This is a genomic window from Microbacterium saccharophilum, from assembly GCF_007992455.1.
GTDB lineage: Bacteria > Actinomycetota > Actinomycetes > Actinomycetales > Microbacteriaceae > Microbacterium > Microbacterium saccharophilum.
This window is the reverse complement of sequence record NZ_BKAH01000002.1, coordinates 22,501-37,624: the sequence shown is the minus strand read 5'-3', so window position 1 is coordinate 37,624 and position 15,124 is coordinate 22,501. Positions and strand designations below refer to the sequence as shown.

Sequence of the window (15,124 nt, the reverse complement as noted above, 5' to 3'; positions counted from 1 at the left end):
CGCGCCCCCTCGACAAACCGCGCCCCGTGGGCGACGATGGCTCATCGTGTGCCAAGGGGGGTTCACATGAGCTTCGATGCTGCACGGCTCGCGGCCGTCATCTCACCGCTTCGCCGCGCACTGGCCGCGGCGGCCCGGCAACGGGATCGATTGCCGCACATTCCGGACTCGCACGTGGACGTCATCCGCGCCCTGCCGCGCGGCACCGTGCGCTCGCCCGGTGATCTGTCGATCCTCCTGGGGCTCAATCGCACCACCGTCAGCAACCTCCTGACCGCGATGGAGATCAATGGTCTCGTGGCGCGTCGACCGCGGGCCGACGACCGACGGCACGTGGAGGTCGTGGCCTCCGCCGAGGCGCTCGCCCTGGCCGACAGATTCGACGCGGTGTCCACCGCCATCGTCGCGGACGCCGCCGCGGAACTGTCCGCCGGAGAGCGGGCTGCCTTGGCCGCAGCCCTTCCGGCCCTCGAGCACCTGCACGATCTGCTCGTCGCGCAGCGTGCGCGCGCGGTGGAGCCGGCGGAGCACCAGAACGCGTGACGACGCGCGCCGCCGGCTCGGGGGTGCGCAGGCTCGGGGGTGAGCGGTACAGTGACCCCGAACGCAGCGCGAGACGAGTGGGGTCGTCGCGGTGGTCCCGGACCACGGCGTTCTCGGGGGGAGCAGGCGGCTTCGGCCGGTTGCCCCGACCGCTGGGTGCTGGGGGGCACGATGCGTACGCAGTCGACGGGCCGTGGAGGCGCGCGATGAACACGCGCGCTGTGATCGCGCGGTGCTGATGAACACGGATGCCGGCGGGGTCGAGCTGTTCGTCGGGCAGGTGATCGCGCTCATCCCGCTCCGGGTGACGGGCCCCCGAGCCGACGAGTTCTCCCGCACGCGGCTGCGCCGCATCTTCCCGCGCAGCCTGCAGCCCCCTGCCGCGAACACCGGGCGGCGCCCCGGCAGAGCCGTACGCCCCAAGACGTACTCGGTCATCACCGACGGCCCCGGGCACGGTTACCTCACCGTCCGCCAGACCGAGATCGAGGTCAGAATCGTCCCGCTCGACCTGGAGACGCCCGAAGACGCGACGGTGTTCCGCGTCGCGGGGGTCGCGGGGCGCGCCATCCGTGTCACCGGCGTCGTGGAGGAGCCCGGGAGCGGCGGGCGCTGATCCTGCGCTCAGCTTCCGCTCCGCACCCCCGGGTAGTCTGTTCCAGACCCCGGCCCGCCGACCGTTCGCGAGCGCTCCATGGATCTGTCGATCATCGTTCCGACCTTCAACGAAGGTCCGAACGTCGACGAGCTTCTGCGCCGGATCGGCGCGCAGCTGGCGGGTCATGACTTCGAGGTGATCTTCGTCGACGACTCGACCGACGACACCCCGGCGATCATCGTCGCGGCCGCCGCGGCCGCGGATTTCCCGGTGCGGCTGCTGCACCGCGAGGTCGCGACGGCGGGTCTCGGCGGCGCCGTCGTGGAGGGCTTCCACCTCGCCGCGTCCCGCTGGTGCCTCGTGATGGACGGTGACCTGCAGCATCCGCCCGAGGACATCCCCCGGCTCCTGGAACGCGCCGCGGCCGGCGATGCCGACGTCGTCGTCGCGTCGCGCTACATCTCCGGCGGCGATTCGAAGGGTCTGGCGAACTCCACCCGGACCGGCGTCTCGCGCGTCTCGACGCTGCTGACGAAGTCGATGTTCCCGCGGAAGCTGCACGGGTGCTCCGATCCGATGACCGGGTTCTTCCTCGTCGATCGGGAGGCCGTCGACATCGACGCGCTGCGGCCTCGCGGGTTCAAGATCCTCCTGGAGATCCTCGCGCGTCGCCAGCTGCGCATCGCGGAGGTCCCGTTCGCGTTCGCGGCCCGGTTCGCGGGCGCGTCGAAGGCGTCGTTCCGGCAGGGCATCCGGTTCCTCACCCAGCTCACGCTGCTCCGCTTCGGCCGGATGTCGGCGTTCGCCCTCGTCGGCGGTGCGGGCGCGATCGCGAACCTCATCATCATGTGGGGGCTCATCCGCCTCGGCCTCGACTACGTCGTCGCGGCGATCATCGCGAGCGAGCTCACGATCATCGGCAACTTCCTGCTGCTGGAATACCTCGTCTTCGCCGACATGCGCGCGGAGTCCGGCCGGATGCGCACCCGGTTCCTGACGTCGTTCGCCTTCAACAACGCCGAGGCGGTCATCCGCATCCCGGTCCTCTGGGTGCTCGTGGAGAGCGCGCACATCCCGAGCGTCCTCGCAGCGGGCCTCACCCTCGTGGCGGCGTTCGTCGTGCGCTTCGTCTTCCACGCGCTCGTCGTCTACGCGCCCCGGAAGGCCCGCGTCGAGACGCCGGTACCGGTCGAGCCGGCCCCCTCACGGCTTCCACTCAAGATCCCGGGTGAACAATAGAGGGATGATCTCCCCCGATTCGATCACCGTGTTCGGCGCGGACTGGTGCCGCGACTGCGTCCGCACGAAGGCCCAGCTCGACAGCCTCGGCGTCACCTACACCTATGTCGACCTCGTCGCCGAGCCGGCCGCCGCCGACGTCGCGCGCGACATCTCCGGTCGCACCAACATCCCCGTGGTCGTCTACCCCGACTCCACGCATCACGTCGAGCCGTCCAACGCCGACGTCGACGCCAAGCTCCGCGAGCTCGCCCTCATCTGACGCCCGCCCCTCCGGTCGGCGGGTTCCCGGCATCCACGCGCCCTCCCGTTAGGGTGACTCGCATGGGCATCGACGCACCACCCGACCGCACGGTGACCCGCAGCACGACCGCGCGCTACGCCATCGGCTCGATCGGCACCGGCGGCTTCGGCACGCTGCCGGGGCTCGTCCTGACCTATTACCTCACCGACAACCTCGGCGTCGCGGCGCTCATGGCCGGCGTCATCGTCACGGTCGCGAAGATCTGGGATGTCGTCATAGACCCCGTCGTGGGCGCCCTCACCGACCGCGACCTCGCCCGGCACGGCTCGCGGCGCCGCCTCATGATGGTCGGGGCTCTCGCGCTGCCGGTCTTGTTCGCGCTGACGTTCGCGGTTCCGCCGGCCATCGGCCCGGTCGCCGGCGCCATCTGGGTCCTCGTCGCGTTCCTCCTCACCGCGACCGCCTTCAGCCTCTTCCAGGTGCCGTACATCGCGCTGCCGGCCGAGCTGACCGAGCGCTATGACGATCGCACGACGCTGCTGACGTGGCGCGTCGTCGTCCTGACGTTCGCGATCCTCCTGTTCGGCGCCGGGGGCCCGGTGCTGCGCTCCCTGACCGGCGACCCGACGACGGGCTACCTGCTCATGGGCATCGTCGCGGGAGTCGTCATCGGGCTCGGGATGCTGATCGCCACGGGCGTCGCGGGTCGCGCGCGCCGCGCGACCTCGGCGATGGCCGCAGCCGGCACGAGCGCCGCCGAGCAGGGCGGGATGCTCGCCGAGAGCGTCGGCGAGCGGGCCGACCCGCAGATCGGGAAGGACGCCTCGACGCCGGGCGGCGGCATCCGCGACAACTTCCGCGCCGCGTGGGAGACGCTGCAGCGCAGCCAGCCGTTCCGCGCGCTGCTGGCCACCTTCTTCCTGCAGGCCCTCGCCACGGGTCTCATGCTCGCCGGCGCGCAGTACCTCGCGACCTGGGTGCTGCGCTCCGAGGATGCCGTGACGCTGCTGTTCGTCGCGCTCATCGCGCCGGCCCTCATCGCGGCGCCGGGATGGGGCGTGATCGCGCGCCGCATCGGGAAGGAGCGCGCGTTCGGGCTCGCGAGCGGCGTGTTCGCCGTCGCGGCGCTGTCGACCGTGTTCGCCCTGTGGTCGCCGGGGGCCTGGCTGTACGTGTCGGTGGCCGTCGCGGGCGCCGCGTATGCCGGACTGCAGTCGCTGCCGATGGCGATGCTCCCGGATGTCATCAGCCACGACGCCGCCCGCCACGGGACCGGCCGCGCCGGGGCCTTCGGCGGCGTGTGGACGGCCGGGGAGACGACGGGCTTCGCGCTCGGCGCGACCGTCCTGTCGATCGTCCTCGCCACCACCGGCTACCTCGCGCGCACGGCCGACGAGACCGTCGTCCAGCCGGAGGGCGCGATCGCGGGGATCGTGCTCAGCTTCAGCGTCCTGCCCGCCGCCCTGGTGCTCCTGAGCCTCGTGCCGCTCGCCCGCTACCGCCTCCGCCGCGCCGACATCGAGTCGCGCCTCGTCTGAGACGCGGTGTCGCGCGGACGTATGCTGATCCTCACCCGGATGGGTGTCTGAGGAGAGTGCCGTGACCGCGACCGCCGAGCCCGATACGGATGAGCGCGCGCGCCTGGACGCCGCGCTGATCGAGCTGAGCGCCGGCGCGCGCACGTGGAGCTTCCTGACGCTGCGCCAGCGGCGCACGCTGCTCCTCCGCATCCGCGCGGCCGTCGTCGCCGTCGCGGAGGAATGGGCCGACGTCGCCTCGACGTCGAAGGGCCTCGAGCCGGGGCATCCGCTGCGCGGGGAGGAGTGGCTGGGCGGCCCCTACGGGGCGCTCGTCGCGCTCGACGCGTACGCCGACACCCTCGCCCGTCTCGCCGAGGGGAAGAGCCCCCTCGCGACGGTGCGCACGTCGGCCGCCCCGGGCGGCCGGGTGGCCGTGCACACGTCGCCGCTGTCGATCGCCGACCGGGTGCTGCTGTCCGGGTTCTCCACCGAAGTCTGGCTGAGGCCGGGCGTCTCGGACACGCAGGCGCGCGCGGCGGCCGGGTTGGGGCAGCGGACGCCGGCGACGCCGGGCGGGGTGGGCCTCGTGCTCGGCGCCGGCAACGTGACGTCGATCCCGTTCCTCGACGTGCTGTACGAGCTCCTGGCGTTCAACCGCGTGGCGATCCTGAAGGTCAACCCGACCCAGGATGCCCTGGTCCCCGTCTTCGAGCGCGCACTCGCGCCGCTCATCGAGCCGGGATTCCTCCGGATCGTGCGCGGCGGCGGGGCGGTCGGCGCGTATCTCACGCGGCATCCGCTCGTCGATCACGTCCACATCACCGGTGCCGAGGCCACCTTCCGCGCCATCGTGCCCCAGCTGTCGGTGCCGATCACGGCGGAGCTCGGCGGGGTGGCGCCCATCATCGTGGTGCCGGGCGCCTGGTCGCGCGCCGACCTGCGCTACCAGGCGGAGCACATCGTCACGATGCGGCTGCAGAACAACGGCCACAACTGCATCGCCGGCCAGGTGGTGCTGATGAGCGCCGACTGGCCGCAGCGCGCGGAGTTCCTCCGGGAGCTGACGGCGGCGTACGAGCGCGCGCCGCAGCGGCCGGGCTGGTACCCGAACACGGCGGCGAAGCTGGATGCCGCGCGCGCGGACTATCCGGACGCGACGGTCTGCGCGGGATCCCGGCTGCTGGTACATGCGGAGGCGGGGGAGGATGCCGCCGCCCTGGAGCGGACCGAGTACTTCGCCCCGGTCCTCGGCGTCGTGGAGCTGCCCGGCCTGGGGCAGGAGTTCGTCGACGCCGCCGTCGCGCACGCGAACGACGCGCTCGTCGGCACCCTGGGCGCGAACATCCTCATCGACCCGGACACGCTCGCGCAGCTCGGGGCGGACTTCGAGGACGCGCTCGTCGAGCTGCGCTACGGCACGATCGCCGTGAACGCCTGGACCGCCTTCGGCTTCCTCACCCCGACCGCCACGTGGGGCGCGTTCCCCGGCGGGACCGTCGAGGATGCACCGAGCGGCATCGGCGTGGTGCACAACGCGTTCCTCCTCGACGACGTCGAGCGCACGGTCGTGCGCGGGCCGTTCCACCCGTTCCCGCGGTCGATCGGGCAGCTCCGGCGCGGTGGGACGTTCTCGGTGCTGCCGAAGCCGCCGTGGTTCGTCTCCTCGCGCACCGGCGCCGCCGTGTCGGAGGGCTTCACGCGGTTCCGCGCCGACGGCAACTGGGTGAAGGTCCTCGGGACCCTCGTCCGCGCGTTCCGCGCATGAGCCGGGTACGGGGGCGCGGGGGTGCGCGGGACGGGGCGCGGGATGGGGCCTGGGACGGGGCTCGGGACCGGGCGTGCGATGCCGATGTCATCGTGGTCGGCGCGGGATCGGCCGGGGCGGCGCTCGCGGCACGGCTGAGCGAGGACCCGGCCGTCTCGGTGCTGCTCCTGGAGGCCGGTCCGCCCGACCGGGCGCTCGAGCTGCACGTCCCGGCGGCGTTCTCCAAGCTCTTCCGCGGCGTGTACGACTGGAACTACGACACCGAGCCGCAGCCGGCGCTCGAGGGCCGGCGCGTGTACTGGCCGCGCGGCAAGACCCTCGGCGGATCGTCGTCGCTGAACGCGATGATGTGGGTGCGCGGCTTCGCGGCGGACTACGACGAGTGGGCGACTATCGCCGGCGATGCGTGGTCGTGGGACGCGCTCGTGCCGTACTTCCGGCGGGTCGAGCGCACGCAGGATGCCGCGGACCCGAGCCAGGGCCTCGACGGCGCACAGGCGATCGAGCATCAGCGGCATCCACGGCCGCAGACGGCGGCGTTCCTCGACGCCGCCCGCGAGCTGGGCCACGAGGTGACGGCCGCGAACCTTCCGTCCGGGCAGGGGTTCTCGCAGACCATGGTCACGCAGCGTCGCGGCGCGCGGGCCTCGACGGCGGACGCGTACCTGCGCCCCGCGCGGCGACGCCGGAACCTCCGCGTCGTGACGGGGGCGCTGGTGCGGCGGGTGCTCTTCGACGCATCTGGCGACGTCCCGCGCGCGACGGGCGTCGAGCTCGAGCTCGACGGCGTGGTGCGGGAGGTCAACGCGCGGCGGGAGGTCGTGCTGAGCGGCGGGGCGATCAACACGCCGCAGCTGCTCATGCTGAGCGGCATCGGCCCGGCGGAGCACCTCGCCGCCCACGGCATCCGTACGCTCGTGGACGCACCCGACGTCGGCGCGAACCTGCAGGATCACCTCGTCGCGGGGCTCGCGCCGGCCGCGCGCGGCGGCACGCTGTTCGGCGCGGAACGCGCCGTCGAACTCGCGCGATACCTCGCGCAGCGCCGCGGGATGCTGACCTCGAACGTCGCGGAGGCGTACGGGTTCATCCGGACGCCGCTGGCCGATGAGGCCGGGCATGGCGCGGGGCTGCCGGACGTCGAGATCCTCTTCGCCGCGGCGCCGTACGTCGGCGAAGGCCTCGTGCCGCTGCCGGCCGAGGGGCTCACGGTCGCCGCGATCCTGCTCCGGCCGCACAGTCGCGGCACGATCCGTCTGGCGTCGGCGGATCCTGCGGCGGCCGCGCTCATCGACCCGGGGTATCTCAGCGACCCGGACGGGATCGACGAGCGGACCCTGCGGGAGGGACTCGAGGAGTGCGAGCGGCTCATCGCGACGCGGGCGCTCGCGGCCGTGACGACGGGCGGCTGGGTCATGCCCGTCGGCGGCGAGCGGATGTCGGCCGACGAGCGCATCGAGCTGTCGCTGCGACGCTACTCGCACACCCTGTACCACCCGGTCGGGACCGCCCGGATGGGGCGGGATGCGGCATCCGTGGTCGATCCGGAGCTCCGCGTCCGCGGCGTCACGGGCCTGCGGGTCGCGGACGCGTCGATCATGCCGACCGTCATCCGCGGCCACACGAACGCCCCGGCGATCGTGATCGGCGAGGTCGCCGCCGACCTCATCCGCCGCGGTCGCTGACCCCGGAGGGTGAGGCTGGTCTGGGCTGCAGCGCGGGGTTCACCATCCTTGCGTTTCGCCCGCGCCAAATTGCGTGTCCCCGTGCCCCGCACCCGCGATTCGGCGCCGGCGAACAGCATCCCCGTGTTTCGCCCGCGCCAAGATGCGGGTCGCGGCGCCGCACACCCGCGATTCGGCGCCGGCCAACGGCAGCCCGAATCTCACCCGCGCCAAAGTGCGGGTCGCCGCGCCCGACACCCACCGTTCGGCGCGGTCGAACGGCATCCCCGTATTTCGACCGCGCCAAAGTGCGGGTCGCCGCGCCCGACACCCACCGTTCGGCGCGGACGAACGAGCGCACATCGCGGCCGCGAGGCGCGCCGTGTCACCTCGAGCCCCCGCAGGCAACTTCCAAGGCCCAGGCTGCGACTCCCCCCACCCTCGGATCTTCACGCGCGCCAAAGTGCGGGTCCCCACGCCCCGCACCAGCGATTCGGCGCCGGCGAACAGCGTCCCCGAACTTCACCCGCGCCAAAGTGCGGGTCCCCATGCCCCGCACCCGCGATTCGGCGCCGGGGAACAGCATCCCCGAACTTCGCCCGCGGCAAAGTGCGGGTCGCCGCGCCCGACACCCACCATTTGGCGCGGACGAACGGCGTCCTCGAACTTCACTGGCGCCATAGTGCGGGTTCCCATGCTCCGCACCCGCCATTCGGCGCGGGCGAACGGCATCCCCGTGTTTCACCTGCGCCACATCGCGGCCGCGAGGCGCGCCGTGCCACCTCGAGCCCCCGCAGGCAACTTCCAAGGCCCAGGCTGCGACTCCCCCCTCCCCCCCTCGGATCTTCACCCGCGCCAAAGTGCGGGTCCCCACGCCCCGCACCCGCGATTCGGCGCCGGCGAACAGCATCCCCGCGTTTCGCCCGCGCCAAAGTGCGGGTCGCGGCCCCGCACACCCCCCATTCGGCGCGGGCGAACCAAGAGATCCCCCTCACCCGGGGCCGCCGCCGAGCCCGCCCCGGTCCCACCCGGGAACGACGAAGCGCCCCGAGCCGAAGCCCGGGGCGCCGCATCATGAGAAACGCCGGTCAGCGACCGCCGCGGCGGTTGCCGCCGTTCTGGCGCACGACCGATCCGACCGTGAGGCCACCGCCGCCGTGGCTGGCGCGGCGACCCGCCGTGCGGGCGTTGCCGGATGCCGCGGGCTGCGCGGCGGGACGGTCCGCGGCGTGCGAACGCTCCGCCGGACGGCCGGAGGCCGCCGGGCGACCCGATGCCGCGGGGCGACCCGAGCGGTCGGTGCGGGCAGCACCACCACGGCCGCCCTGACCCTGGCCGCGTCCGCCGCCGCCCTGGCCCTCGCGCGCAGCGCGCTTGCGCTGCGCGTTCGCGCCCTGGCTCCGGCCGCCACCGCGCTGCGGCTCGGCCTTCGGCACGGGCTTGACGTACGCGGCGACCTCGCCGACGAGGTCGGCGACCTCGGCCGACTCGGCGGTGACGCGGACGGGCGTGACCGTGATCGCGGCCTTGCGGAGCAGGTCCTTGACGTCCTTCTCCTGGCCGGGCAGCACGAGCGTGACGACCGAGCCCTCGGCGCCGGCGCGCGCGGTGCGGCCGGAGCGGTGCAGGTACGCCTTGTGCTCCATGGGCGGGTCGACGTGGATGACGAGCTCGACGTCGTCGACGTGCACGCCGCGGGCGGCGACGTCGGTCGCGACGAGCACCCGGGCGGCCCCGGTCGAGAACGCCGCGAGGTTGCGGTCGCGCTGCGGCTGCGACAGGTTGCCGTGCAGGTCGACGGACGGGATGCCCTGCGCGGTCAGCTGCTGCGCGAGCTTCTTGGCGTGGTGCTTCGTGCGCATGAACAGGATGCGGCGGCCCGTGCCGGACGCGAGCGTGCGGACGAGCTCCTTCTTGGCATCGGCGCCCTCCACGTGGAACACGTGGTGCGTCATGGCGGCGACCGGCGAGTTGGCCTCGTCGACGGAGTGCAGGACCTCGTTCTGCAGGAAGCGGCCTACGAGCTTGTCGACGCCGTTGTCCAGCGTCGCGCTGAACAGCATGCGCTGGCCGTCGCGGGGGGTCTTGTCCAGGATGCGGGTGACCGAGGGGAGGAATCCGAGGTCGGCCATGTGGTCGGCCTCGTCGATGACGGTGATCTCGACGGCGTCGAGCGAGACGTACCGCTGCTTCATGAGGTCCTCGAGGCGCCCGGGGCAGGCCACGACGATGTCGACGCCGGCCTGGAGCGCGGCGACCTGGCGGCTCTGGTTCACGCCGCCGAAGATCGTCGTCGTCTTGAGGCCGTAGGCCGCGGCCATCGGCGCGAGGACGGCGTTGATCTGCGTCGCCAGCTCCCGGGTCGGGGCGAGGATCAGGCCGAGGATGCGGCCCTGGCGGCGCGAGCCGCCGGCGAGCGCGCCGCCGAGGCGTGCAGCCATCGGGATCGAGAAGGCCAGGGTCTTGCCCGAGCCGGTCTTGCCGCGGCCGAGGACGTCGCGCCCGGCGAGGGTGTCGGGGAGGGTGTCGGCCTGGATCGGGAACGGGGAGGTCTTGCCGTCGGCGGCGAGGACCTCGAGGAGCGGGGCGGGCACGCCGAGCGTGCGGAAAGTCAGTTCAGACATGAGTGAGTGTTTCTGGGCGCGAACGCCCGAGTCGGTGGCCCGGGTGCGGGTGCGCACACGGGGTCGCCGTACGAAGAATGTCAGCCGACTTCGATCCGTGGATCGGCGGCGAGGGAAGCGTTCTACGACGCGAGAAACGCCAGGGAAGGCGCTGCAAGTCCTCCCACCCTAGCAGGAGCGGCTGGGCAGACCCCGTGGATGCCACGGAACCCGCCCGTCGTCACCCCGGAGCGTCAGCTCGCGAACCGGTCCGTCGCCGCCCGGAGCGCGGTCGCGATCCCCGGTTCGGATGCCGAATGACCGCCGTCCGGCACGACGACCAACTCCGCCTCCGGCCACGCCCGGTGCAGATCCCACGCGGTCATGATCGGCGTGCACATGTCGTAGCGGCCCTGCACGATGACGGCCGGGATGTGGCGGATGGCGTGGACGTCGGCGATGAGCTGCCCCTCGCGGAACCAGCCGCCGTGCACGAAGTAGTGATTCTCGATGCGCGCGAAGGCGACCGCGGCATCCGGCTCGGTCATCGACTCCACGAGGCCGGGGTCGGGCAGGAGCGTCAGGGTCGATGCCTCCCACGTCGTCCAGGCGAGCCCGGCCGGGCGGTGCACCTCGGGGTCGGGGTCGGTGAGGCGCCGGTGGTACGCCTCGATGAGCCGCGACCGCTCGAGCACGGGGATGGGTTCGAGGAACTGCTCCCACAGGTCGGGGAACACCGCCTCGGCGCCGCCCTCGTAGAACCACTCCAGCTCGTGCCGGCGGAGCGTGAAGATCCCGCGCAGGACGAGCTCGCTCACGGCCGCCGGGTGCGTCTCCGCATAGGCGAGCGCGAGCGCGCTCCCCCACGAGCCGCCGAACACCATCCACTTCTCGATCCCGAGGTTCTTGCGCAGCAGCTCGATGTCGGCGACGAGGTGCCATGTGGTGTTGTAGCGGAGGTCGGCGTCGGGCGCGCTCATATGCGGGGTGCTCTTGCCGCAGCCCCGCTGGTCGAGCAGGACGATCCGATACCGCTCGGGGTCGAAGAACCGGCGGTGCCACTCGCTCGTCCCCGCCCCGGGCCCGCCATGCAGGAAGACGACGGGCTTGCCCTCCGGATTGCCGGACTGCTCCCAGTACACGCGCTGGCCGTCGCCGGCGAGCAGGTAGCCGGTCTCGTACGGCTCGAGGGGCGGGTAGAGGATGCCGTCCAGGTGCGCCGCGGCGCTCACAGGTCGGCCCCGGACACCCGGAACGTGTCGCAGGCGCCGACGCCGGACTTGTAGCCCGTGGCGAACCAGCGCTGCCGCTGCTCGCTGGAACCGTGCGTCCAGGTCTCCGGGTTCACCTGGCCGGACTGCTCCTGGATGTGGTCGTCACCCACGGTGCCCGCCGCCTCCAGCGCGTCGCGCAGTTGCGCCTCGGTGGGTTCCTGGAGGAAGGCGACGCCGTTCTCGTCCTTCTCCTGCGACGCGTTCGCGACCCAGGCGCCGGCGAAGCAGTCAGCCTGCAGCTCGGTGCGCACGCCGTTGCTCTCCGGACCGGTGCCGTTGCTGGGGTAGCGGTCCATGACGCCGGTGATCTGCTGGATGTGGTGGCCCCACTCGTGCGCGAGGACGTACATCTGCGACAGCGGCCCGGCCTCCGCACCGAACTGCTGGCGCAGGATGCCGAAGAAGGTGGGGTCGATGTAGATGGATTCCTCCGGCGGGCAGTAGAACGGCCCCGTCGCGTTCGACGCCGTGCCGCACGCCGTGGAGGTCTGCCCGTCGACGATGACGAGCTTCGGCGCCCGGTACCCCTCGAGCTGGCCTTCCCAGAAGCCGTCGAGAACCAGCTGCGTCGCGGCGATGCGGCATTCGTCGTTCGCGTTGGCGTCGGCGCCCGTCTCGCACCCGGCGATCTCGGTCTCCTGCCCCTGCGGGGCGCTTCCGCCGCCGCCGAGGAGGCTGCTGAAGTCGCCGCCGGTGAACAGCTGCAGCAGAAGGATCGCCAGGCCGCCGAGCCCCGCGACTCCCACGCCGCCGGCGACCGCGCCGCCGCCGCGCTTCCGGGCCGTGTTTCCGCCGACATCGGCGTTGGGATTGAACGTCATGCGCTCACCGTACCCCCGCCGTCGACACCGGACGAAGGCGTTGACACGGGCGGACGCCTCGTGCTCGGCCACCGCAATAGGCTCGACCCATGAACGCCACCCCCACGACCGTCACCGTCACCGGCGCCGGCGGACAGATCGGCTACGCCCTGCTGTTCCGGATCGCCGGTGGCGCCATGCTGGGCCCCGACCGTCCCGTGCGGCTCCGGCTCCTGGAGATCCCGCAGGGGATCGCAGCCGCCGAGGGCGCGGCACTCGAACTGCAGGACTGCGCGTTCCCGCTTCTGCGGGGCGTGGAGATCACCGACGACCCGCGGACCGCGTTCGATGGCGCGAACGTGGCCCTCCTCGTCGGCGCGCGTCCCCGCACCGCCGGGATGGAGCGGGGCGACCTCCTCGCCGCGAACGCCGGCATCTTCGGCCCGCAGGGCGCCGCGCTGAACGAGGTCGCGGCCGACGACGTGCACGTGCTCGTGGTGGGGAACCCCGCGAACACCAACGCGCTCATCGCCGCGGCATCCGCCCCCGACATCCCGCAGGACCGCTTCCACGCCCTCACCCGCCTCGACCACGACCGCGCGCTCGGTCAGCTGGCGGTCGCGCTGGACGTGCCGGCCGACGCCATCCGCGACGTCGCGATCTGGGGGAACCACTCCGCGACGCAGTTCCCGGACGTCGCGCACGCGACCGTCGACGGGCGCCCCGTCCTCGACGCCCTCGCGGACCGGCTCGGCGGTCGTGACCGCGCCGCGGCGTGGCTGGATGACGAGTTCATCCCCCGCGTCGCGAAGCGCGGCGCGGAGATCATCGCGGTGCGCGGCTCGTCGTCGGCGGCGTCCGCCGCGAACGCCGCCATCTCCCACGTGCGCGACGCCGTGCTCGGCACGACGGCCGGCTGGACGTCGGCCGCCGTCGTCTCCCGCGGCGAGTACGGCGTGCCCGAGGGACTGGTCTCCTCCTTCCCCGTCACGAGCGACGGCTCCGGCTACCGGATCGTCGAGGGCCTCGAGCTCGACGCACGCGGCCGGGCGCGACTGGACGCGTCCGTGGCGGAGCTCGCCGCCGAGCGCGACGCCGTGCGCGAGATGGGCGTGCTCTAGCCGATGGACCTGCTGCCGGCGCTCGTCGTCGGGATCGTGGTCATCGCGATCTCCACGGTGCTGGCGCGCCGGCTCGGCGTCGCGGGGCCGCTCATCCTCGTCGCCGTCGGCCTCATCGCATCCCTGTTCCTCCCGCCGTTCGCGGTGGACCCGGAGCTCATCCTCGTCGGCATCCTCCCCCCGCTGCTGTACGCGGCGGCCGTGCGGATGCCGGCGATCGAGTTCCGCCGCGACGCGCTCCCGATCACGGGGCTCGCTGTCATCCTCGTCGCCGTCAGCGCCCTGCTGCTCGGGACGCTGTTCTTCTTCACGCTCCCCGAGCTCGGTTTTCCCCTGGCCGTCGCGCTGGGCGCGATCCTCAGCCCGACGGATGCCGTCGCGACCTCGATCGTGAAGAAGCTCGGCATCTCACCGCGGGTCGTGACGATGCTCGAGGGCGAGAGCCTGCTCAACGACGCCACCGCGCTCGTCCTGCTGCGCAGCGCCGTCGCGGCGGTCGCGGCGGGGTTCTCGTTCTGGGGGACGGTCGGCTCGTTCGCGTGGGGCGTCACCGTCGCCGTTGTCATCGGCGTCGTCATGGGGATGCTGAACCTCCGCGTCCGGCGCTGGATCCCCAGCGTCGCCGCGAACACCGCCCTCGGCTTCGTCGTCCCGTTCCTCGCCTTCCTCCCCACCGAGCACCTCGGCGGTTCGGGCCTCGTCGCGGCCGTGGCGGCGGGCATCACGACGGGCCAGGGCACGACCCGCTTCTCCACCCCCGAGCAGCGCGTGTCCGACGGGATCAACTGGCGCACCGTCGAGCTGCTGCTGGAAGGCGCCGTCTTCCTCATCATGGGCCTCGAGCTGCGCGACATCGTGACGGCGACCGTGCAGAAGCACGACGGGCCGTGGATCGCCGTGGGGCTCGCGCTGGCCGCGCTGGGCATCGTGCTCGTCGTCCGCACCGGCTACGTCACGCTGATCGTCGCACTGCAGGGGCATCGGGCGCGGCAGCGGCAGCGGGAACGCCTCCTCGACCTGGACGAGCGCCTGGAGGCGTTCGATGCCGACCGGCCGGCGCCCTCCGGGTCGGGACGGCATCCGCTCCTGCGCCGCCGGCTGCAGCGGGAGAACCCCGAGGCGCGGCGACGGCGCGTCGGCGAGGTCCGGGCGCGCATCACGCGCGGGCTCAACGACCTGGACTACTACCAGGCCTCCCCGCTCGGCTGGAAGCACGGCACCATCATCGTGTGGGCGGGCATGCGCGGCGTCGTGACCCTCGCCGCCGCGCAGACGCTCCCGACCGAGACGCCGGCGCGCGAGCTGCTCATCCTCATCGCCTTCCTCGTCGCCCTCATCAGCCTCCTGCTGCAGGGGCTGAGCCTGCCGTTCGTCATCCGCCTCCTGCGCATCCCCGCGGCCGGCGACGAGACCCTCTCCGTCGAAGAGCAGGAGGAGCTCGACCGGGAGCTGCGCGCCGCCGCGCTGGAGAGGCTGGACCGGCCGGGACTCCTCGACGCGCAGGGCGCCCCGGTGCCGGAGGCGCTCGTCGCGGCGGCGCGTGAGCGCCTCGCCGGGCAGCCCCGGGACGATTTGCCGGGACCCGACGGTCTCCTGGAGCTGCGCGTGCTGCTGATCGAGGCGATGCGCGAGCGTCTCATCACGCTCTCCCATGAGGGGGCGTTCTCCTCCGCGGCGCTCCGGCACGAGCTCGCCGTCCTCGACGCGGATCAGCTGAGCATCGAGCTGCGGCGCGGGCCGGAGTCGGAGTGAC

The 15,124-nt window shown here is 72.9% G+C and carries 12 protein-coding genes; 9 read left to right on the top strand and 3 right to left on the bottom strand.

Annotated elements, in window-relative coordinates; genetic code table 11:
• Window positions 1-66 precede the first annotated feature (66 nt).
• From MSA03_RS02220 to MSA03_RS02190, 7 genes are all read left to right on the top strand, one after another.
• Window positions 67-543 carry a MarR family transcriptional regulator gene (locus MSA03_RS02220; protein WP_170245438.1) on the top strand — a complete coding sequence of 159 codons (477 nt, stop codon included), beginning with the start codon at window positions 67-69 and terminating at the stop codon, window positions 541-543.
• Between the two features lie 232 nt (window positions 544-775).
• Complete coding sequence (locus MSA03_RS02215) at window positions 776-1,159, top strand: hypothetical protein (protein WP_371863053.1); 384 nt, start codon at window positions 776-778, stop codon at window positions 1,157-1,159.
• Between the two features lie 78 nt (window positions 1,160-1,237).
• The gene (locus tag MSA03_RS02210; protein WP_147049495.1) at window positions 1,238-2,380 is read left to right on the top strand and encodes a glycosyltransferase; all 1,143 of its coding nucleotides are present in this window, start codon (window positions 1,238-1,240) and stop codon (window positions 2,378-2,380) included.
• A 4-nt stretch (window positions 2,381-2,384) separates the two neighbouring features.
• Complete coding sequence (locus MSA03_RS02205) at window positions 2,385-2,642, top strand: glutaredoxin family protein (protein WP_028496665.1); 258 nt, start codon at window positions 2,385-2,387, stop codon at window positions 2,640-2,642.
• Between the two features lie 62 nt (window positions 2,643-2,704).
• Complete coding sequence (locus tag MSA03_RS02200; RefSeq protein ID WP_147049494.1) at window positions 2,705-4,162, top strand: MFS transporter; 1,458 nt, start codon at window positions 2,705-2,707, stop codon at window positions 4,160-4,162.
• Window positions 4,163-4,223: 61 nt separating this feature from the next.
• Window positions 4,224-5,909: an aldehyde dehydrogenase family protein gene (locus MSA03_RS02195; RefSeq protein ID WP_147049493.1), complete on the top strand. Its 1,686-nt coding sequence runs from the start codon at window positions 4,224-4,226 to the stop codon at window positions 5,907-5,909.
• Window positions 5,910-6,001: 92 nt separating this feature from the next.
• On the top strand, window positions 6,002-7,594 hold the full coding sequence (locus MSA03_RS02190) for a GMC family oxidoreductase (protein ID WP_244946286.1): 1,593 nt from the start codon (window positions 6,002-6,004) through the stop codon (window positions 7,592-7,594).
• Window positions 7,595-8,661: 1,067 nt separating this feature from the next.
• On the opposite strand, the gene MSA03_RS02185 is transcribed toward MSA03_RS02190, so the two are convergent.
• The 3 genes from MSA03_RS02185 to ypfJ all read right to left on the bottom strand — a co-directional run bounded on the left by MSA03_RS02185 (window position 8,662) and on the right by ypfJ (window position 12,271).
• A complete protein-coding gene (locus MSA03_RS02185; protein ID WP_147049491.1) occupies window positions 8,662-10,197 on the bottom strand; it encodes a DEAD/DEAH box helicase in 1,536 nt (511 codons plus the stop codon).
• Window positions 10,198-10,430: 233 nt separating this feature from the next.
• A complete protein-coding gene (gene pip, locus MSA03_RS02180; protein ID WP_147049490.1) occupies window positions 10,431-11,408 on the bottom strand; it encodes a prolyl aminopeptidase in 978 nt (325 codons plus the stop codon).
• Complete coding sequence (gene ypfJ, locus MSA03_RS02175) at window positions 11,405-12,271, bottom strand: KPN_02809 family neutral zinc metallopeptidase (protein ID WP_147049489.1); 867 nt, start codon at window positions 12,269-12,271, stop codon at window positions 11,405-11,407. Before ypfJ ends, pip begins: the two co-directional genes overlap by 4 nt.
• Before the next feature lie 89 nt (window positions 12,272-12,360).
• Here ypfJ and MSA03_RS02170 point away from each other — a divergent pair, with 89 nt between their 5' ends.
• The gene (locus tag MSA03_RS02170) at window positions 12,361-13,371 is read left to right on the top strand and encodes a malate dehydrogenase (RefSeq protein ID WP_028496672.1); all 1,011 of its coding nucleotides are present in this window, start codon (window positions 12,361-12,363) and stop codon (window positions 13,369-13,371) included.
• A gap of 3 nt (window positions 13,372-13,374) precedes the next feature.
• Window positions 13,375-15,123, top strand: coding sequence for a cation:proton antiporter (locus MSA03_RS02165; protein WP_147049488.1), 1,749 nt, complete (start codon window positions 13,375-13,377; stop codon window positions 15,121-15,123).
• Window position 15,124 lies beyond the last annotated feature (1 nt).

Bases quoted from the DNA above. Each gene is read 5' to 3' on its own strand.
- MSA03_RS02220 (WP_170245438.1), top strand. From the start codon at position 67: ATGAGCTTCGATGCTGCACGGCTCGCGGCCGTCATCTCACCGCTTCGC.
- MSA03_RS02185 (WP_147049491.1), bottom strand. From the start codon at position 10,197: ATGTCTGAACTGACTTTCCGCACGCTCGGCGTGCCCGCCCCGCTCCTC.
- MSA03_RS02200 (WP_147049494.1), top strand. From the start codon at position 2,705: ATGGGCATCGACGCACCACCCGACCGCACGGTGACCCGCAGCACGACC.
- MSA03_RS02205 (WP_028496665.1), top strand. From the start codon at position 2,385: ATGATCTCCCCCGATTCGATCACCGTGTTCGGCGCGGACTGGTGCCGC.
- MSA03_RS02210 (WP_147049495.1), top strand. From the start codon at position 1,238: ATGGATCTGTCGATCATCGTTCCGACCTTCAACGAAGGTCCGAACGTC.
- MSA03_RS02165 (WP_147049488.1), top strand. From the start codon at position 13,375: ATGGACCTGCTGCCGGCGCTCGTCGTCGGGATCGTGGTCATCGCGATC.
- ypfJ (WP_147049489.1), bottom strand. From the start codon at position 12,271: ATGACGTTCAATCCCAACGCCGATGTCGGCGGAAACACGGCCCGGAAG.
- MSA03_RS02170 (WP_028496672.1), top strand. From the start codon at position 12,361: ATGAACGCCACCCCCACGACCGTCACCGTCACCGGCGCCGGCGGACAG.